Origin of the sequence: Micromonospora sp. NPDC000442, assembly GCF_042898635.1 — a bacterium.
In the GTDB taxonomy this organism is placed as follows: domain Bacteria; phylum Actinomycetota; class Actinomycetes; order Mycobacteriales; family Micromonosporaceae; genus Micromonospora.
The window spans coordinates 37,095-62,300 of the sequence record NZ_JBIAYZ010000018.1 but is presented as its reverse complement, the minus strand read 5'-3'; the positions used below and the strand labels follow the sequence as shown (position 1 = coordinate 62,300).

Annotated in this window: 22 protein-coding genes; 16 read left to right on the top strand and 6 right to left on the bottom strand. The window is 71.7% G+C overall.

All coding sequences use genetic code 11. From position 1 onward, the window contains the following. Positions 1–33: 33 nt before the first annotated feature. On the bottom strand, positions 34–1,002 hold the full coding sequence (locus tag ACFY2A_RS24365; RefSeq protein WP_387174823.1) for an alpha/beta hydrolase: 969 nt from the start codon (positions 1,000–1,002) through the stop codon (positions 34–36). A gap of 244 nt (positions 1,003–1,246) precedes the next feature. Here ACFY2A_RS24365 and ACFY2A_RS24360 point away from each other — a divergent pair, with 244 nt between their 5' ends. The 13 genes from ACFY2A_RS24360 (at position 1,247) to ACFY2A_RS24300 (ending at position 14,153) form a co-directional block, all read left to right on the top strand. After that, entirely contained in the window at positions 1,247–2,794 is a 1,548-nt protein-coding gene (locus ACFY2A_RS24360; protein ID WP_387174821.1) for a phage tail sheath family protein, read from the top strand. Positions 2,795–2,856: 62 nt separating this feature from the next. Beyond that, positions 2,857–3,300: a phage tail protein gene (locus ACFY2A_RS24355; protein WP_155218860.1), complete on the top strand. Its 444-nt coding sequence runs from the start codon at positions 2,857–2,859 to the stop codon at positions 3,298–3,300. A gap of 48 nt (positions 3,301–3,348) precedes the next feature. Beyond that, a complete protein-coding gene (locus ACFY2A_RS24350; RefSeq protein ID WP_387174818.1) occupies positions 3,349–3,828 on the top strand; it encodes a hypothetical protein in 480 nt (159 codons plus the stop codon). Then, positions 3,825–3,983, top strand: coding sequence for a DUF6760 family protein (locus tag ACFY2A_RS24345; protein WP_230462654.1), 159 nt, complete (start codon positions 3,825–3,827; stop codon positions 3,981–3,983). Before ACFY2A_RS24350 ends, ACFY2A_RS24345 begins: the two co-directional genes overlap by 4 nt. Before the next feature lie 129 nt (positions 3,984–4,112). Beyond that, positions 4,113–6,701, top strand: coding sequence for a hypothetical protein (locus tag ACFY2A_RS24340; protein WP_387174816.1), 2,589 nt, complete (start codon positions 4,113–4,115; stop codon positions 6,699–6,701). Next, positions 6,680–7,126, top strand: a complete 447-nt coding sequence (locus ACFY2A_RS24335) for a phage tail protein (RefSeq protein WP_230462653.1) — start codon at positions 6,680–6,682, stop codon at positions 7,124–7,126. The genes ACFY2A_RS24340 and ACFY2A_RS24335 overlap by 22 nt, the downstream gene beginning before the upstream one ends. Then, positions 7,127–7,891, top strand: a complete 765-nt coding sequence (locus ACFY2A_RS24330; RefSeq protein WP_387174813.1) for a peptidase M23 — start codon at positions 7,127–7,129, stop codon at positions 7,889–7,891. It begins immediately after the preceding gene. A 5-nt stretch (positions 7,892–7,896) separates the two neighbouring features. Then, entirely contained in the window at positions 7,897–9,711 is a 1,815-nt protein-coding gene (locus tag ACFY2A_RS24325) for a VgrG-related protein (protein WP_387174811.1), read from the top strand. An 18-nt stretch (positions 9,712–9,729) separates the two neighbouring features. Further along, entirely contained in the window at positions 9,730–10,074 is a 345-nt protein-coding gene (locus ACFY2A_RS24320; RefSeq protein ID WP_387174809.1) for a PAAR domain-containing protein, read from the top strand. 5 nt (positions 10,075–10,079) lie between these two features. Further along, positions 10,080–10,499, top strand: a complete 420-nt coding sequence (locus ACFY2A_RS24315; RefSeq protein WP_387174807.1) for a GPW/gp25 family protein — start codon at positions 10,080–10,082, stop codon at positions 10,497–10,499. Continuing rightward, positions 10,499–12,448 (top strand): putative baseplate assembly protein, encoded by a 1,950-nt coding sequence (locus tag ACFY2A_RS24310; RefSeq protein ID WP_387174805.1) that lies wholly within the window; start codon positions 10,499–10,501, stop codon positions 12,446–12,448. Before ACFY2A_RS24315 ends, ACFY2A_RS24310 begins: the two co-directional genes overlap by 1 nt. 30 nt (positions 12,449–12,478) lie before the next feature. Continuing rightward, the gene (locus ACFY2A_RS24305) at positions 12,479–13,057 is read left to right on the top strand and encodes a phage tail protein (protein ID WP_387174803.1); all 579 of its coding nucleotides are present in this window, start codon (positions 12,479–12,481) and stop codon (positions 13,055–13,057) included. A 151-nt stretch (positions 13,058–13,208) separates the two neighbouring features. Next, positions 13,209–14,153: an NADase-type glycan-binding domain-containing protein gene (locus ACFY2A_RS24300; RefSeq protein ID WP_387174802.1), complete on the top strand. Its 945-nt coding sequence runs from the start codon at positions 13,209–13,211 to the stop codon at positions 14,151–14,153. A 6-nt stretch (positions 14,154–14,159) separates the two neighbouring features. Here the strand turns inward: ACFY2A_RS24300 and ACFY2A_RS24295 are convergent, their stop codons facing one another. From ACFY2A_RS24295 to ACFY2A_RS24285, 3 genes are all read right to left on the bottom strand, one after another. Next, positions 14,160–14,978 carry a BTAD domain-containing putative transcriptional regulator gene (locus tag ACFY2A_RS24295; protein ID WP_387174892.1) on the bottom strand — a complete coding sequence of 273 codons (819 nt, stop codon included), beginning with the start codon at positions 14,976–14,978 and terminating at the stop codon, positions 14,160–14,162. Between the two features lie 303 nt (positions 14,979–15,281). Next, positions 15,282–18,197 carry an ATP-binding protein gene (locus ACFY2A_RS24290; RefSeq protein WP_387174800.1) on the bottom strand — a complete coding sequence of 972 codons (2,916 nt, stop codon included), beginning with the start codon at positions 18,195–18,197 and terminating at the stop codon, positions 15,282–15,284. Between the two features lie 471 nt (positions 18,198–18,668). Next, the gene (locus tag ACFY2A_RS24285; protein WP_387174890.1) at positions 18,669–19,049 is read right to left on the bottom strand and encodes a hypothetical protein; all 381 of its coding nucleotides are present in this window, start codon (positions 19,047–19,049) and stop codon (positions 18,669–18,671) included. Positions 19,050–20,283: 1,234 nt separating this feature from the next. On the opposite strand from ACFY2A_RS24285, the gene ACFY2A_RS24280 reads away from it, so the two are divergent. Beyond that, positions 20,284–22,080 (top strand): carbohydrate binding domain-containing protein, encoded by a 1,797-nt coding sequence (locus tag ACFY2A_RS24280; protein ID WP_387174798.1) that lies wholly within the window; start codon positions 20,284–20,286, stop codon positions 22,078–22,080. A gap of 63 nt (positions 22,081–22,143) precedes the next feature. On the opposite strand, the gene ACFY2A_RS24275 is transcribed toward ACFY2A_RS24280, so the two are convergent. Then, positions 22,144–22,773, bottom strand: a complete 630-nt coding sequence (locus ACFY2A_RS24275; RefSeq protein WP_387174796.1) for a helix-turn-helix domain-containing protein — start codon at positions 22,771–22,773, stop codon at positions 22,144–22,146. Positions 22,774–23,018: 245 nt separating this feature from the next. Here ACFY2A_RS24275 and ACFY2A_RS24270 point away from each other — a divergent pair, with 245 nt between their 5' ends. Next, positions 23,019–24,023 (top strand): helix-turn-helix domain-containing protein, encoded by a 1,005-nt coding sequence (locus tag ACFY2A_RS24270; protein ID WP_387174794.1) that lies wholly within the window; start codon positions 23,019–23,021, stop codon positions 24,021–24,023. A 29-nt stretch (positions 24,024–24,052) separates the two neighbouring features. On the opposite strand, the gene ACFY2A_RS24265 is transcribed toward ACFY2A_RS24270, so the two are convergent. Continuing rightward, a complete protein-coding gene (locus ACFY2A_RS24265) occupies positions 24,053–24,196 on the bottom strand; it encodes a hypothetical protein (RefSeq protein WP_387174792.1) in 144 nt (47 codons plus the stop codon). 700 nt (positions 24,197–24,896) lie between these two features. Between ACFY2A_RS24265 and ACFY2A_RS24260 the strand changes: the two genes are divergently transcribed. After that, positions 24,897–25,181, top strand: coding sequence for an integrase core domain-containing protein (locus ACFY2A_RS24260; protein ID WP_387174790.1), 285 nt, complete (start codon positions 24,897–24,899; stop codon positions 25,179–25,181). The last annotated feature ends 25 nt before the right edge of the window (positions 25,182–25,206 follow it).

Below are 25,206 nucleotides of genomic sequence, written 5' to 3'. Positions count from 1 at the left end.
GGTGTCGCGGCGAGGTCCAGACGACGACCGGGGTCAAGCCACCCGCAGCGCCCGTTTCAGGAAAGTGATCGCCTGGTTGATGGCCGCCTCGGCCGCCTCGGTGCCGCGCAACGCGTCGAGCATCACGAAGTCGTGGATGATCCCCTGGTACCGGGCGGCCGAGACCGGAACGCCGGCCGCCCGCAGCCGGTGGGCGTACGCCTCGCCCTCGTCGCGCACCACGTCGGCCTCGGCGGTGATGACCAGTGCCGGCGGCAGCCCGGAGAGCTGCCCGAGATCCGCCCGCAGCGGCGAGGCGGTGATCTCGGACCGGGCCGCCTGCTGCGGCGCGTACTGGTCCCAGTACCAGCGCATCGTGTCCCGGCGCAGGTGGAACCCCTCGGCGAACAGCTGGTAGGAGGCGGTGTCGAACCGGGCGTCGGCGACCGGATAGAAGAGCACCTGCGCGGCCGGACGCGTGGCGGCGTGCCGTTTCGCAAGCAGCGTCACCGCCGCGACCAGGTTGGCCCCCGTCGAGTCACCGGCCATCGCGATCCGCCCACCGTCCAGGTCGGCCGCGCCGTGCCCGGCGAGCCAGCACAGCACCGCGTAGCACTCCTCGATCGCCACCGGATAACGCGCCTCGGGTGAGCGGCTGTAGTGCGGGAAGACCACGGCGGCACCGGTGCCCACGGCCAGCTCCCGGACCAGCCGGTCGTGGGTGTGGCCGCTGCCGAAGACCCAGCCGGCACCGTGCAGGTAGAGGACCACCGGCAGGCGACCGATGGCACCCGCCGGCCGGACGATCCGCAGTCGCACCTCGCGGCCCGACGCGACGAGCACGGTCCGGTCCTGGACATCGGCATCCGGCCGGGCGGCGTTGCCGGACTGGAGCGTGTCGAGGACGAGCCGACCCCGCTGCGGTCCCAACTGGTGCAGATACGGAGGGTCCACGGTCGCCTCGGCGAACCGTCGGGCGGCCGGTTCCAACACGATCTCGGCGCCACTCTGCTGCCTGGGCATGGTTATCCGACCACTCCGGGATCCGGGCCGCGAGCGCGGCGGAGACGGTTGAGGTGTCCCTCGGGTACGCGGAGCCTGCCGCCCGGCGGCCGGCCAGACATCCGCCATTTGACGCACCCGCGCACGACTGCCTTTTCGGGTAGGCGCGGCTTCCCGGGTGCCCGCCCGTCGGGTCATGGTCGCCGTTCTGCCGCCGACCCAGACTTCTCTCTACGGATCACCGTCCTGCTCGAGGGAGTCTGTCATGCCGTCGTACCTGTCACCCGGGGTGTACGTGGAGGAGGTGCCGAGCGGCTCACGCCCGATCGAGGGGGTGGGTACCGCGGTGGCCGCCTTCGTGGGCTTCGCCGCCCGGGGGCCGTTGCACACCCCGACCCTGGTGACCAACTGGAGCCAGTTCGTCCAGACGTTCGGGGAGATGGTCGAGGGCGCCTACCTGGCCCAGGCGGTGTACGGCTACTTCGCCAACGGCGGCGGCGTCTGCTACGTCGTCCGGGTGGGTACCGCGGAGACCCCGGCCGGCGGGGGCACGGCGGGCCGGGCGGTGGCCGGACCGCCGGTGTCACTCGGCACCTTCACCGTCACGGCACTGCCCGCCGCCGGCAACGCCGGTGAGATCACGGTCGAGGTGACCGACGTCGAGGGCGAGGGCGTGCCGGAGGACCGGTTCCGGCTGGTGGTCCGGCACAACGGCGCGGAGCGGGAGACGTTCGACGTCTCCGCGAAGAAGAACACCAAGGCGTACGTGGTCAACCAGGTGCGGGAGCGGTCCAAGCTGATCGCGATCGAGGAGGCGGCGCCGGCGAACGCGCTGGCCCGACCGGCGAAGCAGTCGGTGAGCGTACCGCTGGCACCGACCGACGACGTCGGCCTGCCCGCCCGGGTCTCCGCCGACGACTACGTCGGCGACGCCGACGCCCGTACCGGCTTCGGCGGCCTGGAGGCGATCGACGAGATCACCATGGTCGCGGTGCCCGACCTGATGAGCGCATACCAGCAGGGGCGGATCGGTCTCGACGACGTCAAGGCGGTCCAGTTGGCGGTCATCTCGCACTGCGAACAGATGGGCGACCGGATGGCGCTGCTCGACCCGCCGCCGGAGCTGACCGCCCGGCAGGTGCTCTCCTGGCGGCAGGACGAGGCGGGTTACGACTCCCGGTTCGCCGCCCTCTACTACCCCTGGATCAAGGTGTTCGACCCGGCGACCGGGCTGCACCGGTTCATGCCGCCGAGCGGGCACGTCGCGGGGCTGTGGTCGCGCACCGACGCCGAACGCGGGGTCCACAAGGCACCGGCGAACGACGTGCTCCGCGGCGTCATCGAGGTGCAGAACACCGTGACGAAGGGCGAACAGGACCTGCTCAACCCGGTGGGGGTGAACTGCATCCGCGCCTTCCCCGGTCGGGGCATCCGGGTCTGGGGCGCCCGGACCCTCTCCTCGGACCCCGCCTGGCGCTACGTCAACGTCCGTCGGCTGTTCAACTACCTGGAGGAGTCGATCCTGCTCGGCACCCAGTGGGCGGTCTTCGAGCCGAACGACGAACGGTTGTGGGGCACCATCCGGCGCAACATCGCCGCGTTCCTCACCGAGCAGTGGCGCGGCGGGGCGCTGTTCGGCAGCACCGCCGCCGCGGCCTTCTACGTCAAGTGCGACCGGGAGACCAATCCGCCGGAGTCGATCGACCAGGGCCGGGTGGTCTGCGAGATCGGGGTCTGCCCGGTGAAGCCGGCCGAGTTCGTCGTCTTCCGGCTGTCCCAGTACTCCGACAGCACCAGCCTCGTCTCGGAATGACCCGCCGACGATCCGCAGTGGACGTCGAGGTGGCGACGACAACGAAAGGACGGTAGCCAGCGATGGCGGACACCGGCGACACCTTCGTGACCCACCGATTCCAGGTGGAACTGGGCAAGACCCGCGTCGAGTCGGTGCAGGAGGTCAGCGGCCTCACCGTGGAACTCGACGCGATCGAGGTCACCCAGGTCACCCCGACCGGGGAGTACATCCTGCGCAAGATCCCCGGGGCACGCAAAGGCGGCGAGGTGACCATCACCCGCGGCCTGGACAAGAGCAGCGCGTTCACCGAGTGGATCAAGGACACCTACGAGAAGGGTGCGATCAACGCGGCCCGGCAGAACATCAGCGTCATCGTCGTGAACTCGGAGAACACCGAACAACGCCGGTGGGATCTCAGCAACGCCTGGGTGAGCAGGTGGGAAGGCCCGAGCCTGAAGGCCGGTGACACCTCCCCGGCCACCGAGAAGATCACGATCGTCTTCGAGGAGATCAAGAGTTCCTGACGTCCGCAGCGGCTGGTGACGCCGCTGCTCCACCACACCGCGAGACCGATGAGGCGACGTACGGTTTCGCACACCGCCCTGGACGAGCTGCCGGAGAGCCCGGAGCCGGCCGTCGGGGACGCACCGGCCGGACGGGGCGTCCCGTCCGGGCCGCCAAGGCTGCAGACCGAGTTCTCCTTCGAACTTCCCCGGGGGTACGTCGACGAGGCGGGCGCCCTCCACCGGGACGGCAGCATGCGGCTGGCCACCGCCCGCGACGAACTCGCTCCGCTCATCGACCTGCGGGTCAAGGACAACCCCGCCTACCTGTCGGTGGTGCTGCTCAGCATGGTCATCACCCGGCTCGGCACGATCACCGACGTACGGGTCGAGCAGGTGGAACGGCTCTTCGCCTCGGACCTGGCGTTCCTCCAGGACTTCTACCGGCGGATCAACGCGGAGGGACACAGCCGCGCGGCGGTCACCTGCCCGCACTGCGACTCGGCCTTCGAGGTGGACCTCGCCGGTGGTCGCCTGGGGGAATCGTGACGTACGCGGCCGACCGACTCTACGAGGAGGTCGCGTACGTCGCCTATCACTTCCACTGGTCCCAGGACGAGATCCTCGACCTGCGCCACGACGAACGGCGGCGCTACGTCGCGGAGATCGCCGCCATCAACACCCGCGTCAACGAAGGCCGGTGATCGGCGATGGGCGTACGCGACCTGCTCCGACGATGGCGCGGAGCAGACAGGTCGGCCGGTGCGGCTCCGGGTCCGGTCGACGAGCCGCGTCGAACGAACGCCGAGCCGGGCTGGCGGCGGGTGCCTCCGATGACGCCGCTGCTCGCCGGAGCCGACGTGTCGATCAGCGACCCGCTGGGGTTCCCGAACCGGCTGGCCACCCGGCAGGATCCCGCCCTCCGGCGACCGTTGGGGCATCTGGTCAGCCCCGACGCGCCCGGCGGAACAGCGCACGACCTGCTCCGTCCGGTCTCCGCGCCGCAGGCGGCACCAACACGGCACGACCTGCCGGTGCAACGCCGAGCCGCCCCGTCGACCGACCCCGACTCGGCGGTCCTCCCGGCTCCGCGTGAACCGTCCGGCGCCGACGCCGCGACGCCAACCGGAGCCGTACCGGCAACCGCAAGCGGACCGCCGACCGGGGGCGAACCGGCGAGCCGGGGCGGACCAGCGAAAAGCGGAAGGTCGGCAACCGGGGGTGGGCCGTCCGTCGCCAGCCGCGCCACGCCGACGGCGGCTGGCGTCGCGCCCCGAGCGGTACGTCCCTCCCCCGCCCGTCGAGCCGGCACCCCGCTGACCCTCGCCCGGGTCGCCGTACCGCCGCGCCGACTGCCCGCCCGGCTACCCGCGCCCAGCGGTCCCACCGCCACCCGGATGCCGGTCCCCACCGTCCAGACCAGCTCGGCGGCCACCGGTGCCCGCAGTGCCCAGAAGGCCCCCACCTCCCCCGCCGTCGCGCCGACGGCCGAACCCGCCACGGTCGTCCCCTCCCTGGTCACCCCGCCCCCGGCCGGGCCGACCCAGCACGGCCCAACGCCCAGCGCCGGAACAGCACCCCCGGTCAGACCAGCGCCACCGGCGCGGCGACGCACCGCCGCCCCGCCACGACTCGGTCTCGGCAAGCCCATCGTGATGCCCGCCCCCGAACCGGACGCCCCGGCGGCGGTCCCGTCCGTACCCCGGCCGACCCCCAAACCTCCACCGCCCCGGACCGCCCCTGCGGGGCCCGCCGCCGGGACGCCCGGCGCGAGCGGCGAGACCCGGGCGGTGGTGCAACGCTCCGCGTCGGCCCAGCACCCGGACTCGTCGCCCACGGGCACCCCGGCACCGCACGCATCGGCACCCGGTGACACCCCACCCGCACGTACGCTGGCCCACCCACGAACGCCGGACGCCGTACCGGTGGACAGGGCCCCTCCCGGTGCACCGGAGACCGCCCCGGTGAAATCGGATGGCCCGTCGTCGCACCGACCCACCGCGCGGCCCGGCCTCGGGGCACCACTCGATCCGGACGTCCAGCCGCGCACGGTGGCCCGGCCCCGGTCGACTGCCACCCCTGACCCGGCCCCGACGGTCCAACCGCGCCCGGCCACCGATCCGTCGCCCCGCTTCGGCGGCGTCGCCGACCGGCCCGGCCCACCGGCGGATGCGCCCGGCGGCACGGCCACGACTCGCCCGGACGGCACCACCACCCACACCGGCGGTACGGCCACCGACTCCACCCGGTCCAGCGCCGCGGACCCGGCAACCCGTCCGGTGCAACGCGCCGTCGCACCGCACACCCACACCGAGCGACCGGAGATGCCGGTCACTCGACCGCAGCCTCCCGTGCCGCCGTCGGCGGCGGTGCCACCACGGCCGACGGCTGCCGATCCGGACCCGACACGAACGGACCGGGCCGCCCGACCAGCGGACGCCACCGCGACCGAACCAGCCGGGCGAGCGGGCCGGGTGCCGCTGCTCGGCGAGCGACCCGTGACGCCGATCCTGCGACGGGCCAGCACCGCGACGACGGCACCGCAGCACGCCACCCCCGGGGCGACAGGACCGCAGTACGCCGTCCCCGGGGCGACAGGACCGCAGTACGCCGTCCCCGGGGCGACAGGACCGCAGTACGCCGCCCCCGGGGCGACGGCTGCCGACGGTCGCGCGGCGACGGTGCCGATCCACTGGATCCGGCCGTCCGACAGCGGATCCTTGCCGCCGACCACCACGACGAACCCGACCCTGGCCAATGCCAACGAGGTGTCCAGTATGACCAGACCCCCAACAGCTTCCCCCGGTCCGCTGGATCGGCCGACCCCCCACCGCCGGGCCCAGCCACGCCCCCGGCAGGTCTCCGGAGCGATCCAGCTGGCACCGGCCGCCACCGGGCCGGTGCCCACCGCCACCAGGCCGGTGTCGGCGCCTCCGCCGCCCCCAGCAGCGCGACTACCGCAACCGGCGGCACGGGTGCGCCCGCCGCTGACCAGCGCCACCCAGACCGCCGCCACGAACCACGTCCGGAACGCCACCCCCGAGCGGCCGGAGCGGCCCGGACTGCCGGTCCAGCGCGCCTCGACCGGCCACCCCGGCAACACCACCACGGTGCCACCGACGAACTCGGTGCCAGCCCGCCAGGTGCAGCGGTCGACGCCGGCCGGCGCGGCGACCACCACCCGAACAGCCCACCGCAGCGCCGGCTCAGCCTCGACCTCCGGCGGCGCGGACCGCCACACCGGCCCGGAGCACCGGTCGGGACGCGAGGACCGGGCGAGTGCGGAACAGTTCCACCACCTCGACCGCCGGGCCCTCGACGAACTCGCGCACCGCCTGATCGAACCGATCTCCCGGCTGCTGCGGGCCGAACTGCGGACCGGGCGCGAACGCAGCGACCGATGGCTGGACGGTCGGCGATGACCGGCCCCGACCCCGGCACCAGCGTCCACTTCCGGCTCCAGGTCGACGGAATCAACCTCGGTGACTGGAACTCGTGTGACGGACTCGGCTGCGAGGTCGAGGTGGAGCAACACCAGGAGGGCGGCAGCAACGGGTTCGTCTGGCAGCTGCCGTCCCGAGTGCGCTACACCAACGTCACGCTGACCCGGCCGCTGATCCCGGACACGGCAAAGGTGGCCCGGCTGCTCACCGCACTCCCGCAGGGCATCAAGCGGGGCACCGCCCAGATCGCGGCGCTACGGCCCGACCGGGCCGTCCTCGTGCAGTGGGGCCTCGCCGACGTCGTACTCGTCCGCTGGACCGGCCCGTCCTTCGACCCCACCCAATCGCAGGTGGCGACGGAGAGCATCGAACTGGCGTACCACGGTTTCCTGGAGGTGGGTTGAGTGCCCAGGCCGACCGGCAAGGTCTCCGCGTTCCTCCAGCGCTACCACCCGCCGCCGAACGGCGGAAACCGCCCCGGCGGTCCACTCGGCGGCCCGATCGACTTCATGTTCAACCCGAGCCAGCTCACGCTGACCAAGTCGGCCTCCTGGATCCCCCACGTGGTGCGCGGCGCGGAACAGGTCGGGATCGCGGAGTTCAGCGGCTCGGAGCCGCGCAGCCTCACGCTGACCGTGTTCCTCGACGTGACCGACACGCACAGCCGCACCGTGCAGCAGCGGGTCGAGACGTTGTTGACCTGCTGCACACCCACGACGACGAGCATCGCGGCCGACGCGCCGTCACCACCGTGGGTGAAGTTCACCTGGGGCCAGTTCCAGACCGTCTCGTTCTACTCCTACGTCAGCCAGGTCACCGCCACGTACACGCTGTTCGACAGCTCCGGCACCCCGTTACGGGCGACCTGCGACCTGAACCTGACCGAGGTCGGCGGCACCAAACCCCGGCAGAACCCCACCTCCGGCGGGCACCGCACACGACGGGTCCACCGGGTGGTCGACGGCGACTCGCTGCCGCTGCTGGCCCACCGGGAGTACGGCGACCCGACCGTGTGGCGGGCCATCGCCGAGGTCAACGACATCGACGACCCGACCCGGCTGTCCCCCGGCACCGAGCTGCTGCTGCCCGCCGCCGACGAGTTTCCGGCCGAGGCGTACCCAGGCGCCGCAACGCCCGACCGGGTCGGCTCCACAGGCGACGGGAGGTAGGCCGGATGTCCACGGGAAACCTCACCAATCTACTCAAGGTCGGCGTGCCGGCGACACTCCCCGACCCGTGGCCGGACGAGCTGGTGTACGGCTGCGTGGAGGACGGCACCGAACACCCGGCGGTGGCCACCCTGCGCTACCGCGACCCTGGCGCGCTGATGCTGGAGAAGACCGGGATCACGATCGGCCGGACGCTGACCGTGGCGGTACGCGCCGGTGACCGCAACGGTGAGACGAGGCTGTTCACCGGAGAGGTGGTCACCGTCGAGTCGGAGTTCGACGGCACCGGCACCTACACCATCATCCGGGCCTCGGACCTGTCGCACCGGCTGCGGCGCGGACGGCGGGTCGTCAGCTACCGCAACCAGACCGCCTCCGACATCGCGCGCAGACTCGCCACCAAGGCGGGCCTGCCGCTGGGCCGGTTGGACCCCACCACCGTGGTCTACGAGATGGTGTCGCAACCCAACGTCAGCGACTGGGAGTTCCTCCGGATGCTCGCCGCCGACAACGACGCCGAGGTGGCGATGGTCGACGGCAAATTCGAGTTCCGCCGCCCCGTCCACGCCGCCGCCGCGCCGGGCCCGCAGGCGACCGCCGAGCGCAACGACTTCGTGGCCGAGGTGGACGGGAACGTCCTCTCCATGCGCGCCACCGTCACCTCGGTCGGCCAGTTCACCGACGTGGAGGTACGGGGATGGGACCGCCGCACCTGTCAACCACTGGTGGGCCGCGCCCCGGTACGTGACAGCGCCGAGGTGCAGCTTCCGGGGGTGACCGCCGGCAAGCTGGCCGCCGGGTTCGGCAGGTCCACGATGCTGGTCGCCGACGTGCCGTACGAGACCCAGGCCGAGGTCGACACGGTGTCCCGGGCCCTCGCCGCCCAGGTGGCGGTCGGCTTCGCCGAACTCGAGGTGGCGGTCCGGGGCAACCCACGGCTGCGGGCCGGTGTGCCGTTCGCGCTCACCGGGGTGGGGCGACCGTTCGCCGGCAAGTACACCGTGACCGCCAGCCGCCACGTGTTCGGCCCGGCCCGCTTCTACGAGACCTGGCTGACCGTCAGCGGCGGTCAGGACCGCTCGCTGACCGGGCTGGCCGCCGGCGTCCTGGCCCCGGCCCGGTCGGCGCGGATGCCGGGTCTGGCCATCGGCGTGGTCACCAACGTCAAGGCCGGGCTGGACGGCAAGCACCCGGAACGTCTGGACCGGGCCTGGGTCAAACTCCAGTTCCCGTGGCTGGACCTCGACTACGAGACCGACTGGGTCCGCACGGTGCAGGTGGGCAGCGGCCAGGGCGGCGGCGTCGTCTGCCCGGAGGCCGGCGACGAGGTGCTGGTCGGGTTCGAGCAGGGCCTGCTGGACCGGCCGTACGTGATCGGCGGCCTGTACAACGGCGTCGCCAAGCCGTCGGAGCACGACGGTCCGCTGGTCGACCCGACGAGCGGCTCGGTGAACCGGCTGTCGTTCGCCTCCCGACAACGCCGGACCGGTCGCGGCAGCACCGGCAACTGGGTCGAGTTGCTCGACGGTCCCACCACCAGCGCCACCCAGGGGGTACGGCTGCGTACCGAGAAGGGTGCCGAGAAGTTGCTGCTGCACCTTGACCGGGCCGGCACCTCGGTGCTGGTCCGCAGCGACGGAAGCGTGGTGATCGAGGCGAAGACCGAGGTCACCGTCCAGGGGGCCGACGGTGTCTCGGTCGAGTCACGCGGACCCGTCTCGGTCACGGGCAGGGGCGTGTCCGTGGACGCCGGACTCGGCGAGCTGAAACTCACCGGCGCCAACGTGGCGATCTCCGGCAAGGTCGTACGGATCAACTGAGCAGGAAGGACAGAGGCAATGCCACCAGCAGCCCGGATCGGGGACAGGGTCGGTCACGGCGCGCCCACCGGCACCGTCGGCCCGCCGGGCGTCGCCCCGGCGACACCCGGCGGTGGTCCGACACTCGGCGTCGGCAGCGTCCTGATCGGTGGTCGGCCGGCCGCCGTCGTCGGCACCGTCTGCACCTGCCCGGTCCCACCGGCACACCTGGGGCTCGGGCCGGGGAACGTCGTGCTGCCCGGCCCGCCACCGCCGTCGGGGCAGGTGCTGATCGGTGGTTTCCCGGCCGCCCGGGTGGGTGACCGGACGACCTGCTCGGCGACGATCCTGACCGGCGCCGCCAACGTCTTCGTCGGGGGCTGACCCCCATGGCGGAGCAGTTCATCGGCGCCGGTTGGGCGTTCCCGCTGCGGGTCGACGCCCGCGGCGGCATCGCCCTGGTCAGCCGGGAGCGGGAGATCGTCGAGGCGATCCGGCTGATCCTCGGTACCGCACCAGGCGAACGGCCGATGCGTCCCGAGTTCGGCTGTGCGGTGCATGACTACGTCTTTGCGCCAGCCGACGAGAACACCGCTGGGCAGATCGCCTTCGAGGTGCGGGCCGCGCTGGACCGCTGGGAGCCTCGCATCGAGGTCACCGACGTGCTCGTGGGCTTCGACGAGGAGGCCGAGGGCACCCTCTACATCGATATCCGCTACCTCGTCCGGGGCACCAACGATCCCCGCAACCTGGTGTTCCCGTTCTACGTGATCCCGTCGTACGACAGCCCCGAGGCGGAGATCTACTGATGGCCCTACCCGCGCCCAACCTCGACGACCGCCGCTTCCAGCAGCTCGTCGACGACGCCAAACGCTTCATCCAGCAACGCTGCCCGGAGTGGACCGACCACAACGTCTCCGACCCGGGGGTCACCCTGATCGAGGCGTTCGCCCAGATGACGGACGAGCTGTTGTACCGGCTGAACCGGGTGCCGGAGAAGAACTACCTCGCGTTCCTCGACCTGATCGGCGTCCGCCTCTACCCGCCGACCGCCGCCCGGGTCGACCTCACCTTCTGGCTCGCCGCTCCGCAGCCCGAGACGGTGCTGCTGCGCGCCGGCACCGAAGCCGGCACGGTCCGTACCGAAACCGAGGAGGCCATCGTCTTCGGCACCGTCAGCGACCTGGCGATCGTGCCGTGCGAACTGACCCACCTCCGGGTCCACCCCGCCGACGGCCCGGGAGCCGACCGCACCGACCAGGTGCTCGGCGGCCGGGACGTGCCCTGTTTCACCACACCGCCCACGGTCGGCGACGCCCTGCTGCTCGGCCTGGACACGGCGGTCCCGTCCTGTGCGGTGGTGCTGCGGCTGGAGAGCCGGGTGGAGGGCATCGGCGTCGACCCCCGGCAGCCGCCGCTGCGCTGGGAGGCATGGGACGGCGCCGGCTGGGTCGCGTGCGAGGTCGACAGCGACTCCACCGGCGGACTCAACCGACCCGGCGACGTCGTGCTGCACGTACCGGCCGGACACACCGCCTCCGTCGTCGGCGGTCAGCGGGCGGGCTGGCTGCGGTGCCGGCTGGTGGCCGCGGAAGCGGGCCAACCGTTCTACTCCGCGTCACCGACGATCCGGGCCGCGTCCGCCTTCACCCTCGGCGGCACGGTCACCGCGGTGCACGCCGAGACGGTGACCGAGGAGTTCCTCGGCGAGTCCGAGGGGGTGTCCGGCCAACGCTTCCGGGTGGCCCGGCCACCGGTGATCCCCGACGACGAACCGTTCGTGGTCGAGGTCTCCGACGGCACCGGCTGGCAGGAGTGGGCCGAAGTGGACGCGTTCGGTGCCACCGGCCCGGACGACCGGTGCGTGACGGTGGACCGGAGCACCGGCGAGGTGGCGTTCGGGCCCGCGGTCCGCGAGCCTGACGGTTCGCTGCGCCGGTACGGCGCGGTGCCGCCGAACGGCACCCGGTTGCGGGTGCGCCGGTACCGCACCGGAGGCGGGCGACGCGGCAACGTGGCCCGGGGAGCGATCTCCACCCTGCGCAGCTCGGTGCCGTACGTCAGCCGGGTGGAGAACCGGGAGGCCGCCGCCGGCGGGGTGGACGGCGAGTCGGTGCAGAGCGCCCGGCAGCGAGGTCCGGTGCAGTTGCGGGCCCAGGACCGGGCGGTGACCGCCCGCGACTACGAACTCATCGCCGGGCAGGCGGTGCCGGCGGCGGCCCGGATCCGGTGCCTGTCCGCCGGAGACGGCGCCGATGCCGGCGGCGTACGCGTCCTCGTCGTGCCCGAGGCGGTCGCGGACAGCGGCGAACGGCTCCGCTTCGAGCAGTTGATCCCACCCGACGACATGCTCGCCACCGTCGCCGAGCACCTGGACGCCCGCCGACCCATCGGGGTACGGCTGGTCGTGGAACCGCCCTTCTACCAGGGAGTCACGGTGGCCGCCCGGCTGACCGCCCGGCCCGGCGCATCCGCCGAGCGGCTGCGTGCCGCCGCCCTCGACGCGCTGTACGGCTACCTCAACCCGCTGCGCGGCGGGCCGGACGGGTCGGGCTGGCCGTTCGGTCGGCCGGTGCAGTCCGGTGAACTCTTCGGGGTGCTCCAGCGGTTGACCGGTGTCGCGCTGGTGGAAGAGGTGCTGCTGTTTCCCGCCGACCCGATCACCGGGCAGCGCGGCGCGGCGACACCACGGGTCGAACTGGACCGGCATGCGCTGGTCTTCTCCTACGAGCACCAGGTCCGGGTCGAGGAACGCTGAAGTCGACGCGGACGGAGAAGGGAGCGTCTGATGCGGGGCGCGTTGGCGGGCCTCGGCACGCCACAGCCGTTCGGTCGGCGGCTACCGGCGATCTACGGCACGGACGAGTTGACCGGCCGGCTGCTCGCCGCGTTCGACGAGGTGTTGGCTCCGGTGCACTCGACGCTGGACAACCTCGCCGCCTACCTGGATCCGCGGCTGGCCCCGCACGACTTCGTCGACTGGCTCGCCAGTTGGGTGGCGGCCGAGACCGCGCCGGGATGGACGCTGGAGCAGCGTCGCACGGCGGTCGCCAACGCGGTGGCGCTGCACCGGATGCGCGGCACCGCACGGGGCCTGGCGGAGCAGGTACGGACGGTTTTCGGGGTGTGGCCGGAGATCAACGAGAGCGGCGGTGCGGCCTGGTCGTCGACCCCGGGGGGACCGCTTCCTGGCTCCGCGGTGCCCGCCCTGACGGTGACGGTGCGAGTGTCCGATCCCGGGCTGGTTCCGTCGGCGCGGCTACGAGCTTTGGTGGAGGCGAACCGGCCGGCGCACGTGCCCTGCGTGCTCCGGGTGGTCGTCGAGGGTGACGAGAAGCCGGAGGGCGGCGACAATGCAGCGCTGTGAGCGGTGTGCACCGGCCGAGCCGGGCGGTGCCTTCTGCGCGGTCTGCGGGTCTTTCCTCGGCTGGGAGCAGGCCGAGGATGGTGCCGCTGCGCCCACAGCGGCGGCCCCGATCCACTCCGTCCCGTCCCCGGGCGCGGAGACGGATCCTGCGATGGGCACGCGGGCGACCGGGCTGGCCCGTGCGGCGCCGCCGGCAGCCGACAGCGCCGGCGACCACGCGCTGGCCGACAGCGCCGACGACCAGGCACACCCGGTAACCGCCGATCCGCCGGACGGGGCGATCAGCGCGGTCCAGCCGGCTCGCCCGCGGGCCCGCCGACCCGTGGTACGGCAGCATCCGCCCGGAACGGAGGACGGCTCCGGCGATGTCGTCTGTCCGGCCTGCGCGACCGGCAACCCAACGGAGCGGAGGTTCTGCCGGCGGTGCGGCACAGCCCTCGGCACCGCGCCCGGACCCGCCGTCCGGGTCTCCTGGTGGCGCCGGCTCGGCCGGGCCCTGCTGCGTGCGGCACGCTGGCTGGTCCGGCCCCGGTCGGGCGGATGGGGCCTGGTGCGCCGGGTCGGCGCCGTGCTGCTCGCCGCCGCCCTGCTCGCCGGTCTCGGCTACGGCGCGGTGCGGCTCGGCAGCCGGGCCAGCGACGCGATTCGGGACCGGCTCGCCGATCCGCAGCCGGCGAGTCCGGTGTCGGTGAGCGCGTCCAGTCATGCGGCCGACCACCCACCCGAGCTCGTCGCGGACGGGATCAGCAACAGTCACTGGGCTCCTGCCACGGGCGGCGCGGGACGCGACGAGTACGTGGAACTCACCTTCGCCGACCCGTTCCGGCTACTCGACCTGATCATCCATCCGGGGGTGTCGGCGCAACGCGACGAGTTCCTTCGGCAGGCCCGGCCGGCGGAACTGGAACTGACCGCCTGGACCAGCCGGAGTTCGGAGAGCACGACGCTGCGGCTCACCGATCAGGCCGGTCCGCAGACCTTCCACTGGGTCGTCAACGACGTGGTGCGGCTACGGCTGACCGTCCGCGACAGCTACGGCAGCGCGCCCGGCCGCCGTACGGCGATCGGCGAGGTGGAGGTCTTCCGGCGTCCCTGACCGCGCTCACGCCGCCCGCACCGGCCCGGGCACCCCGAGCGTCCGCAACACCTGGTCGTACGCGCTACAGGCCCGCGCTGCCGCCGCCATGTCACCGGAGCGCTGATGCGCCTCGGCCAGCACCCGCCAGGCGTCGTCCCGGAATCCGTCGATCTCCAGTCCGCGCCGAGCGGCCGCGACTGCCGCGGCGGGTCGCTCCGCTTCCAGTTCGAGCGCGGCCAACGTCGCCGCCGACTCGGCGGCCAGCGTGCGGTAGCGGTCGCGCTCGGCGACGATCCACTCGGCCGGCCCCTCCTCCGGCAACAGGTCACCTGTGTACTGGGCGAGGGCTTCCCGCAGTGCGGCAGCCGCAGCGCCGCGCTGTCCCGTACCGGCGGTGCGACGCCAGGCCGTGATCGCCTCGTCGAACGAACGCACGTCGCAGTGCGCGGTGGGCGGCAGCGCCAGCAGGTACGACTCGCCGTCGCGCCGCACTAACCGGGACGCACCGCGCCGTACACCCGGTTCCAGGAAGGCCCGCAGCGTCGAGACGCCGACGTGCAGGTTACGGATGCCGGAGCGGACCGGCAGTTCGGGCCAGAGCGCCGCCAGGATCACTTCCCGGTGCACCGGCCGACCACCGTGGACGGCCAGGAAGCGCAGCAGGGCGCGGACCCGTGGCCGCACGTTCGTCCAGTCCAACCGTCGCCCCGGGATGTGCAGCTGGAATCCGCCGAAGCAGCGCACCGTGAACGGCTGTCCGGCGTACGCCGGCGACCGGTGGTCCTCCGGTCCCGTCGGCCCGGACGCCCGTACCCGGATCGGCTCGTGGTTGGCATGGTCCATCACCGGAACTCCTCCGTCCCCCCATCGACGACATCCTCCGGACACATGCTGGACCCGCCGGTCCTGACGGACATCGGTCAGTTGACGCGGAAGATCCGATCCCGGGCTCCGGACCTCCTACCGATGGTCGCCACCATCGCCCCGGGCAGCGCGGCTCGCATCGGAAACCGGCAGGTTCCCGGCCGCTACCCCTGCGCCTGCCCGGCCGGACGCGTGGTCCCGGCGCCGTCACCGACTCCGCTACGTCACCTGGCTGATGTCCGCTGGGCCGAGGGGACTCACCGTCCCGCCCGGCGGCGAGGGTCAGGATCCCGCGCCGGACACCGCCTCGCGGCGCAACGCCTCACGGGCGATCTCCACCCGGCTCCGTACGCCGAGCTTGCCGAGGACGTGCGAGATGTGGGTCTGCACGGTACGGCGGGAGAGATACATCTCCCGGGCGATGTCCGGTGTGGAGCGCCCCTGCGCCACCAGGGCGGCCACCCGGGTCTCCGTCGGGGTGAGGGCCTCCCACCCGACCTGCGCCCGGGCGGGCCGGGGACCACGGACGCCCCTACGGACGCCGTGCCGCCGCAGCCGTCCCTCGGCCCGGCGGATGTCCCACACCGCGCCGAGGGCGTCGTACCGATCGACCGCCTCGCCGAGCACCTTCCTCGCCTCGGTCTGCTGGCCCCGCAGGGCGAGCACCGCCGCCAGGTCTTCGAGCGTGCCGGTCAACTCGACCGGCGCGCCGACCGACCGGTAATACCCGACCGCCTCGTGCAGCGGCGCCGGATCGCCGTCGAGCAGGCCCTGGCACCGGCGGGCCGCCGCGGCGGCCCGACCCTCCCGGGACTCCGCCGCCGCCTCGGCCCGGCAGGCGCGCTGGGCCGCTCGCGCCGCCGATCGGTCCTCCACCGCCAGCGCGAGTCGTACCAGTTCCGGCGCCCACTGGTGGAGCAGCGTCATCTCGCCGGGTTGGGGGTCGAGGACCTCCGACAGCAGTGCCAGCGCCCGCGCCGGCTCCCCCTCCTGCTCGGCCGCCAGCGCCCGGGCGGCAAGCAGAAAGTCGCGGTTCTCCCGGTCGGCGACGGTCCGGACCGGAAGCGCGAGGCCGGCCCGGAGGTGGTCGTCCATGGTGCCGCTGTCACAGCGGCGCGCGGCGATCAGAGCGCCGACACCGTGCCAGAGCAGCGCCGGTCCCCGTTCCCGAAGACCGGAGTACGTCAGGCCGTTGGTGTCCCGGTCGACGGCCTCGAGTTCGGCCAGGGCGTCGTCCCAGCGGCCGAGCCAGTACAGCAGCACGGCGGCGGTGAGCGCCGAAGTGCCCTGGCCGGCCCCACCGACCCGTTGGCCCAGCTCACGCGCCCGGCGCAGGGTCGCCTCCGCCTCCGGCCACCGGTCCAGGTTCTGCAGGGTGAAGATCCGGCCGTCGAAGGCGAAGGTACGCAGGTCGCTGTGCTCCGGCGCGTCGCCCAGCACGGTCAGTGCCCGATCGACGTACGCGAGGGCGGCGTCGTGGTCGCGTCGCACCGAGTGGGTCAACCACAGGTCCGTCAACGCGTAGGCGGTGGCAAAAGCATCCCCGGCCTCCTCCCCGACCCGCAGCGCCTGACGCGCGGTGCTGTCGGCGGTTTCCAGGTCGCCGGTGCTGGCCCGCTCGAACATCGACAGCGAGGCCAGCAGACAGGCCCGCCACACCGCTGGCACGTCGGGGCTGCCGAGGGCACCGCGTAAGACGTCGACGGCTTCCTCGTTTCGACCCTGGCTGAACAACGCGCGAGCCCGTATCGAGGACATCTCGGCCCGGTGTTCGGGCCGGGTCGCCACGGCGAGCGCCTGCCGGGCCCGGTCGGCGGCCTCCGGGTGCCGCCCCGCGCCGAGCAGCACCCGGGCCAGTTCGACGGTCAGGGCGGCCCGGTCGGCCCGGTCGGGGTGGCTCGCCTCCAGTTCGCGTTGCAGAAGCTCGGTCGCGATGTCCGGGGCTCGGGTGGTCAGCGCCGGTGCCGCTTCGACCACCCAGGTGCGGGTCCAGTCGTCACCGGGGCGGCCGGCCGCCAACAGTTGCTGGGCCACCCGCAGCGGTTCGGCACCGGCGGCAGCCAGGGTCTTTGCCGCCTCGCAGTGCAGCGCCGCGCGCAGCGCCGCCGGCACGCTGTCGTAGAGAGCCTGGCGGATCAACGGGTGCCGGAAGGCGAGCTGGTCGCCGACGCCGACGACGAGGCCCGCCGCCACTGCGTCCTGAAGACCCTCGGCCAGGTCCGACGCAGTCTGGCGCAGCAGCGCGGCGAGGTCGGCCACGGCGAACTCACCGCCGAGCAGGGATGCGGTCCGCAGCATCTGGGCGGTGGGGGCCGACACCACGCTCAGTCGGTCGCTCAGGGCAGCCGCGAAGGAGGCGGGAACCCGTTCGAAGGCGTCGTCGGAGATTTCCCCGCCGGTCAGCGCGACGCCGGCCGCCTGCTCCCGGGTCACGGCGTCGAGCAGTTCGCGCAGGTACAGCGGGTTGCCCATGGCGCGCCCGAGCAGGCGGATGAGGGTGGGACCCGGCGACACCCCGAGCGTTCCGGTCACCACCGTACGGACGTCGTCCGCGCTGAGCGCGCCGAGCGGGACCAGAATGCCGCCGCGACGCAGAGTGGCCGCCCGCAACGTCTGTACGTCCTGGCGAGCGGGTACCGGACGGGTGGCGCTGACCAGCAGCAGCGGAAGTTCGTCGACGGCCAGGGCGAGCCGGTGCCACAGCATCAGCGAGGCCTCGTCGGCCCATTGCAGGTCATCGAGGACCAGCACCGTGGGGGCCTCGGTGCATAATTCGTCGACCAGCGACACGAGCATCTCGGTGGCGGTGTAGGTGATGTCGTCCGCGGCGAACAGCCCCGGTCGCCGGTCCCGCAGGAATTCGGCGACCCGCGCCCGGCGAGGGTCAGGCGAACGCGCCCGCACCTGGAGACAGTCCAGCATCACCCGCAGCGGAAAACGGTGGGACAACTGGTCCGCGGTGCCCCACAACACCGTGTGCGGCCCGTCCCTGCCGTCGTCGAGTGCGGCGGCGACGAGCGACGACTTGCCGATGCCGGCCTCGCCCTCCACCCAGACCACCGCACCGCGGCCCTGGCCGATGGCCTCGGCGGCCGTACGCAGCACAGACAGTTCCTTCTCCCGCCCGGCCAAGACAGGTGGCAGCTCAACCGGAAACATGATGACGGCACGAGGGCGGAATGGCAGGACGAGTGACATTCACCGGTGCATATTAGCCGACGGATCGCGGCTCCCCCGGAGACCCCTGCATCACCGAATGCAAGATCCGCGAGCGGCCAGGATTTCCTCCTCTTTGCGGAGTCCTTCTGAGCAAATCCCAACCAGTGATAGACGTCGACGCAGGAGGCTGTCGAGACCGATATTGTGGTAGCGACCATATGTGACCGGCGCACCCGCACCCGGACCGGCCCACACGCCAATCGCGACGGTCGTCGCTGGCTTGCCCCCGCCGTCTGGATACGGGTATTCACGTCCTGGCTTCCCCAACTACGGCAGCCGCCGTTCGGGATCATGGCTGGAGTTCGAGGTCGAGTAGGCGTGTGTAGTGGGCTTGTCGGGCTCGGGCTTGATGCCGACGGCGCCAGACTGACCCAAAGATCAAGCTAGCCGCCTACCGTGTGCGTCGATGCGACGGGACCGCGGCGGTGGGGCGGTCGTTAGGGGGTCTGGTCAGAGCGGTCGCCAGGGATGGCGATGCTTCCAGGTTTCGTCTCCCGCTCGGAACTCCTGCAGACTGCCTCGCGGTCGCTGGTCTGGTAGCGGAAGTGCCGGTTGGTGGAGTCTCCCTGATACTCCAGGGGTACGCTCCGGCAGACGCTCCCCCCAGTAGTCCACCCAGCAACCAGCCGTGTCGGACTTGCATCCGGCAGCGGCTTGACATAGGAGCAAGGCTTGGGCGAACGCAGGTCGGTCATGCTTGGACGGCCATAGCTTGAAACGCTCGGGCTTGCCCTTGAAGGCCGACGAGCGGTTGAGAATGAGCTCTTCGAGGTCTTCAGCGAGGAGGTCGTGCCCACGCTGGGCGACTGCCGCCTGGACGGCATCGATCATCAGTTGGATTGTGGTCATGCGCTGCTGCCCGTCGATCACCATGTGTCGAGTGACATCCCCGACGACCGGGGGCTTTGACTCGTAGACAAGCGCACCTAATTAGACTTGCCCCAGATCCTGACATCGACCCTTTCCTGATCGGCGTCCACCGCGATGTCCTCCAACCACACCCACGCTCACAACGGCAGCCGCATGCGACCACAGCCGTATGACACTCTCGACCGACCAGCGAAAAGCCGCACCCGAGCCCCGATAAAACCGCAGGTCGCGAAGTGTCCTCCCCACGGGTTTTTCCCCTCTGCGACTTCAATCGTGTCTCCGCGGTACTTCCTCCCAACGGAGATGGTTGTTGCTCCGGCTGGGTGGGTGTGCGCCCGATCTGAGCCCAGAGGATCCGGTATTCGGCACCTCCAAGCACCATGGAGGAGGATCCGCAAGGGCGTCTAGCTGGACAGATAGACACCCCTGCGGACCGCCAAGCATCCGGGATCACAAGCCGGATTCAACTTCTAATCCCAAGGTCGTAGGCTCTGTGAACCGCCCCGGATCTTGCAGGAACCCGGGGCCGTTCACTGCAGGGCTGACGGACGCCGATGCATACATCCGATTACGCGAGTGGGTGTGGCTCGCTGGTCAACGCCGCCAATGCCCGTGCGACCTCCTGCAACGTGGCACGGACATACGTGGCGGTGCACATACACCCACGGCAGATGCTCACCGATACGCACCCACAGTTGGTCATAGCGCCGTCGGGCGATCGGCCGCCCGTCGCGGTACCGCAGCAACTGCCCGGTTTGGCTTTCGGTGGCGACGTCGTGGGTGTCCGGGGGCTCCGCACGCGTTCACGTAGCCCCGGACGACGCGATCCTCGTGGCCGACGGCGGGTTCCTGCAGCAGCCGGCCCTGTCCCGACACACGGATCTGCTGATCTACCTCCACATCGAGCTGACGGATGTGCTGCACCGCAGATGATCCTGCGCCGCGCGGGCGTCGATCGGACTCCAGCACGAGGCCACGCCGACAAACGCACTTCGGCGGGTCACGGCCGCATGGTCGCTGACGTGATTCAACGTCGGGCGGAATCGACGTGCCGGGTATTGGCGGGCGCCGAGGTGTGTTCGGCACTGGTCCGAAGCCTGTTCGGTGGCAGCGAACAGGGCGGTGGTTCCTACGGTGAGCCGAACTCTACGGCGGCGACCTGATCGTCGTCGATACCGATCCGGAAAGGCTCTCCATGACCCGATCGATCGGCCCGCGCCACCCCACCGCCGGGTGGCAACTGCGTCGTCTGCTCAGCGTGGTGCTCGCGGTCGTGCTCGCCAGCACCCTCCCGGCCCTCATCCGTTCCGCGCCGGCTGCCGCGGCAGCCGGCAACCTCGTCCTCAACGGCACGTTCGACAACGGCAGGACCGAACCCTGGTGGACCCGGCTCGCCGCGACCAGTACGACGGTCAGCGTCGGGCAACTGCTCGTCCGCACCGCCGACACGGTCGGCAAGCCGGTCTGGGAGGACCTGGTTGGGCACTTCGAGTTCGGGGTGACAGCGGCCCAGCCGTACCGGTTGCAGTTCGACGCTTCCGCCGACGTCAGCCGCAACGTGCGCGTCTCGGTCTCCCGCGTCGACACGCCGTTCACCTCGGCGGTCGACCAGAACGTCGCACTCACCGCCACGATGCGCCGCTTCACCTTCGACTTCGTCTCCCCGTTCGGTGACCCGAAGGCGGTGCTCCTCTTCCACTTCGGTGGGCAGGCGGCCTCAACGGTCCGGCTGGACAACATCTCGCTCACCCCGCTGGCCGTCGACGCGGTCAACGACCCGATCCTGTACTGGAACGATGTTCTGCTGGCCAGCTACCGGAGCCTGGCCCCGGCACCCACCGCCGCTGCTCGGGACGCGGCGATCCTGCACGCGGCGATGCACGACGCCGCCGTCTCGGTCACCGGCATGGGCAACCCCTACCGGGTGCGGGTGCCGGTCAGCTATCCGGGCACCATGGAGGACGTGGTGGCCCCGTCCCTGCATGCGGCCATCGACCAGGCGGCGTTCGACGTCCTGGTTGCTCGGTACCCGCAGCGAAGGGCGAGCCTTGAGGCCGCTCTCGGCACGGCCGCCGCTCGCCGGCCGTCCGGGGTGAACTCCGCCGAAGCCACGCGGGGTACGGCAGTCGGTGCCGCGGCGGCGGCCGCTAACCTTCAGGCTCGCGCGAACGACGGCTCCGGCGGGGGCGGGCAGTACCAGCCTGACGGGATCGACGGGTCGTGGCGACCGACCGACCATACTCCGGCGGTCACCCCGAACTGGGGTCTGGTCACCCCGTTCGCGTTGACCTCCGGCCGGCAGTTCCGGCCTGGCCTGCCGGCCGGGGCGGTCGACTATCGGGATCTGCTCGGCAAGCAGGAGTACCGCAACCAGGTGCAGGAGGTGCGGGATTACGGCAGCCGGACGTCGTCGCTGCGTACCGCCGACCAGACGCAGCTCGCGCACTTCTGGGCCAATGATGTGGATGGCACCTACAAACCGCCGGGTCAGCTCTTCGCACACACCCAGATCGTGGCGAAGCAACGCAAGCTCGGCATTCTGGCCAACGCCCGGCTCTTCGGCCTGGTCGGCCTGGCCCTGGCCGATGCGGCCATCGCCGCCTGGGACGCCAAATACCTGACCTCAATCGATCTGTGGCGACCGGAGACTGCGATCGGCAACGGTTGGCAGCCGTTGTCGCAGCGTGAGGACGGTACCTCCTTCTCACCGGCCTTCCCGGCTTACATCTCCGGACACGCCACCTTCGCCGGGGCATGGGCAGCGGTGATGAAGGGCTTCTTCGGCACCAACGACATCGCCTTCGATGCCACCACCGACGATCCCTTCGCCAAGGGGGTCATCCGGCACATGACGGGCTTCGACCAGGCTGCCCGGGAGAACGCGTTGAGTCGGATCTACCTGGGCGTGCACTACCGCTTCGACGCGGACGCCGGTCTTGCCACCGGCGGGTCCGTGGGTGCTTACGTCTACGCCAACCGGCTGCGACCGTGAGTCGGCCGCCGGTGTGAGGGGCTCCCCGCCTGGTCCATGCGACCGGGCGGGGAGCGGTGTGTCTCAGGGCGGTGTAGGCACCGCCAGCGACCGAAGGCGCTGATACGGGACCAGGCGATGCTCCAGGTCGGCCGGACCACTCGTTGAGCACCCACGCCGGTCGGAGGAACGTCCGAGCCGTCGGCGTGCCCGCAGCACCCCGTACGCGCCGACGGCGAGGGCGCCCGCCAGCGTGATCGCCGCCAGCCGCAACTGCCGACCGTCTGGGCGGGTCGCGCGGTACGTCGTGGTCACCGGCCGCCGCGGCGGTACCTGGTTGACGGCCGGGAGCCTCACGCCGAACAGCGCCGGGTCGGGGGACGCCGGCTCTGGGAGCATCGGTGCGCTGTCCCATCGCGTCTGCTGGCCGAGGCGTACGTCGATGTCACGGCGCAGCCCGAGCCACTGATCGATGGCCGCTGCCGGCGTACCGCAGGCGGCCAGCAGCGCCACCACGGTCCGTTCGCGGGGCAGGGTGGTCCGCCCCAGCATCGTGGCGAGGGTGCTCGGCGGCAGCCAGTGCCCGGCAGCCGAGGCGCGCCGGGAGATTTCCCGATAGGTCAGGCCGGATCGCCGCCGCAGGTCCCGGAGCAACCCGACGTACTCGACCGCCGTGGCGGCCTGCGGCACCGAATTCCGGGCAGCGTCAAGCATTGCCTCTCCCCGTGTCTTGATGTGGTCGGGCCTGGACCGGTACCGGTCGCTCGGCCCTGCGCCGGTCAGCGGCGGCCGCTGATGAAGACGCTAGGGAACCAGGCTGCCCAGGGCAATGGCATGCGCGGTGCGGTGCGGTGTCCGCGCAGCTCAGGGCGGCTTGTCCGGGTCTTGTCCGACCACGTCGGACAGTCGCTTGGCGGCGTCTTGCCTCGCCGTTGGCGGACTCAGGAGAATATCGGGCGATGAACATGGGGGAGCTACGACCGGACGAGGCGGCCGACCCAGCCGGGTTCGTCGACCTGCTGCGCCGGCTCAAGGACCGGTCCGGTCTCACGTACCGACAACTGGAGCAGCGTGCCGCCACGGCCGGCGACGTGCTAGCCCGCAGCACCGCTGCGGACGTCCTGCGCCGGTCCACCCTTCCGCGACCGGAGGTGTTGGCCGCGTTCGTCCGCGCCTGCGGGGCGGAGGATCAGCTGGAGGCATGGTTGCGGGCACGGGACCGGCTCGCGTCCGGTGCGTACGCCACGCTCGAAGCGACGTCGGCTACGCCCCCGCCGTCGACCGGGGTCGCTTCCGACGAGGTCGACCCTCCGGCGCGACCATCCGGCGCGGCGCGTCGGGGCCGGTTCGCAGGAGCTACGCCCACGCTGCTGGTCGTGAGCATCCTGCTGGCCGCGCTCGGCGTCGGCGCCTGGTTCTGGTGGCCCGAGGACGAGCAACGGGCGGCGGCAGAGGGGGTCGGCGCGGCCACCTCGCCGGGCGGAAGTTCGTCGGCCCTGCCGAGCGGAGGGCGAAGTCAGATCCGGCCCGCCCGCGCCCCGCAGCTCTGCATCACCGAGGGACGCGACCGCACCGGCCGATACCCCAACGAGGTGGCGGTCCAGCGTCCCTGCGCCGAGGCGACCCCACCGGACACGTACCTGCAGCCGGTGACGGACGGCCTGTACTTCATCAAATGGGATCACCCGGTGCACGGGCCGGGTTGTCTCACCGTCCGCCGGGAGGATCCCGGCCGGTATCTGGTTGAGCCCTGGCAGCACTGCCGCACCGACTTCTGGCCGCAACTGTTCCGTTTCGAGCCGACCGACTCAGTGCCGGCCGCGTACCGTATCCGACCGGCCGACAGCGACCTGTGCCTGGGCATCCGGGATACCGACACGGAGGTGCCAGCCGAGGCGGCGGCGGAGCCGTGCACCGGTGGCGCGGACCAGGTTTTCCTGGTCGATTCACTGCCGGGAGGGTGATGACGGGACAGGCCAGAAGGCGGGTACGGTCAACGGGTGCCTCGCGACAGGGCGTTGGCGCGTTCGTGCTGGGCCTCGGCGACGTCCTGGTAGAAGTCGGGCAGCCGATCGAGGACGCCGGTCACGAGCGCTGGGTACTCAGGGTCGAGGTTGATCAGGACGTCGGCGACCATGCCTGCCCGGTCGTCCCGGTCCGTGCCACCGATTCGGATGGCCCGTCGACGGCCACTCGGACGATCGTCGTCAAGCGCTGGGTGGGCATGGACGCCAGCAGCAGTTCGCGGACGCCAGACAGGAAATGAAACCGCTTGTGGGAGTACGCCCCACCCGCGGGCCGCCATGTTCGGCGTTCGGTCCGGTGGCTACTGGAAGGCGAGCTGTTGCGCTGGCCAACCCGCACACCACAACGGGCTGCGCTGATTGGCTGTTACGTCGCCAACGTCCACGCTGATCTCCGCGGCGGCCCGTCGCAAAGCGGCGGCAGGCTGCCGGTACGAGCGACCTCCGGGTAAGCCACGCCAGCTCGGGAACTCTGGCTCCATCGGGCGCCTGTCCGTGTCACTGGGGATCAGCGGGCGGCGGTATCGGTCAACCGAGCAAGTTCGGTATCGCCGATTCGGCGCACGGTCGGGTCGGCGTCGCTGACGTACTGGCGGAGGATGTCTGTCCTCCGTCGGCTGATGTGCGACACGCGCAAGGCCGGGCCTCCCGGTATTGCGTGATCGCCAAGGTGGTCGAGCGGGCGACCGGCCGGGCGGTGTGTCTGGCCCTAGCGGAGGCCCTGGCCCGCTTCGGCGTCCCGGAGGAGATCATCACCGACAACGGCAAGCAGATCACCGACCGGTTCGGTAAGTACGGCCCCGCACCGGTGAGGTGCTGTTCGACAAGATCTGCCGTCACAACGGCATCACGCACCGGCTTACCACGCCTGCCTCACCGAACCAGAACGGCAAGGTGGAACGGTTCCACGGCACCGTGCGTCCCGACTTCCTCGACACCGCCGAGGCGTTCACCAGCCTGCACGAAGCCCATGCCGCGGTGGACGCCTACGTGCTGCACTACAACGCCGACCGACCCCACCAGGGGCTCGATGCGAAGACGCCGATCACCCCGGCTGACCGGTTCCAGCCGGTCCCGGCTCAGCAGCGGGCACACTGACCGCCGCCGACACCACCGGCACATA

Bases quoted from the DNA above. Each gene is read 5' to 3' on its own strand.
- ACFY2A_RS24305 (WP_387174803.1), top strand. From the start codon at position 12,479: ATGCGGGGCGCGTTGGCGGGCCTCGGCACGCCACAGCCGTTCGGTCGG.
- ACFY2A_RS24300 (WP_387174802.1), top strand. From the start codon at position 13,209: ATGGGCACGCGGGCGACCGGGCTGGCCCGTGCGGCGCCGCCGGCAGCC.
- ACFY2A_RS24340 (WP_387174816.1), top strand. From the start codon at position 4,113: ATGACGCCGCTGCTCGCCGGAGCCGACGTGTCGATCAGCGACCCGCTG.
- ACFY2A_RS24315 (WP_387174807.1), top strand. From the start codon at position 10,080: ATGGCGGAGCAGTTCATCGGCGCCGGTTGGGCGTTCCCGCTGCGGGTC.
- ACFY2A_RS24350 (WP_387174818.1), top strand. From the start codon at position 3,349: ATGAGGCGACGTACGGTTTCGCACACCGCCCTGGACGAGCTGCCGGAG.
- ACFY2A_RS24365 (WP_387174823.1), bottom strand. From the start codon at position 1,002: ATGCCCAGGCAGCAGAGTGGCGCCGAGATCGTGTTGGAACCGGCCGCC.
- ACFY2A_RS24275 (WP_387174796.1), bottom strand. From the start codon at position 22,773: ATGCTTGACGCTGCCCGGAATTCGGTGCCGCAGGCCGCCACGGCGGTC.
- ACFY2A_RS24290 (WP_387174800.1), bottom strand. From the start codon at position 18,197: ATGTCACTCGTCCTGCCATTCCGCCCTCGTGCCGTCATCATGTTTCCG.
- ACFY2A_RS24325 (WP_387174811.1), top strand. From the start codon at position 7,897: ATGTCCACGGGAAACCTCACCAATCTACTCAAGGTCGGCGTGCCGGCG.
- ACFY2A_RS24280 (WP_387174798.1), top strand. From the start codon at position 20,284: ATGACCCGATCGATCGGCCCGCGCCACCCCACCGCCGGGTGGCAACTG.
- ACFY2A_RS24310 (WP_387174805.1), top strand. From the start codon at position 10,499: ATGGCCCTACCCGCGCCCAACCTCGACGACCGCCGCTTCCAGCAGCTC.
- ACFY2A_RS24320 (WP_387174809.1), top strand. From the start codon at position 9,730: ATGCCACCAGCAGCCCGGATCGGGGACAGGGTCGGTCACGGCGCGCCC.
- ACFY2A_RS24265 (WP_387174792.1), bottom strand. From the start codon at position 24,196: ATGGTCGCCGACGTCCTGATCAACCTCGACCCTGAGTACCCAGCGCTC.
- ACFY2A_RS24270 (WP_387174794.1), top strand. From the start codon at position 23,019: ATGAACATGGGGGAGCTACGACCGGACGAGGCGGCCGACCCAGCCGGG.
- ACFY2A_RS24355 (WP_155218860.1), top strand. From the start codon at position 2,857: ATGGCGGACACCGGCGACACCTTCGTGACCCACCGATTCCAGGTGGAA.
- ACFY2A_RS24360 (WP_387174821.1), top strand. From the start codon at position 1,247: ATGCCGTCGTACCTGTCACCCGGGGTGTACGTGGAGGAGGTGCCGAGC.
- ACFY2A_RS24335 (WP_230462653.1), top strand. From the start codon at position 6,680: ATGGCTGGACGGTCGGCGATGACCGGCCCCGACCCCGGCACCAGCGTC.
- ACFY2A_RS24295 (WP_387174892.1), bottom strand. From the start codon at position 14,978: ATGGACCATGCCAACCACGAGCCGATCCGGGTACGGGCGTCCGGGCCG.
- ACFY2A_RS24285 (WP_387174890.1), bottom strand. From the start codon at position 19,049: ATGATCGATGCCGTCCAGGCGGCAGTCGCCCAGCGTGGGCACGACCTC.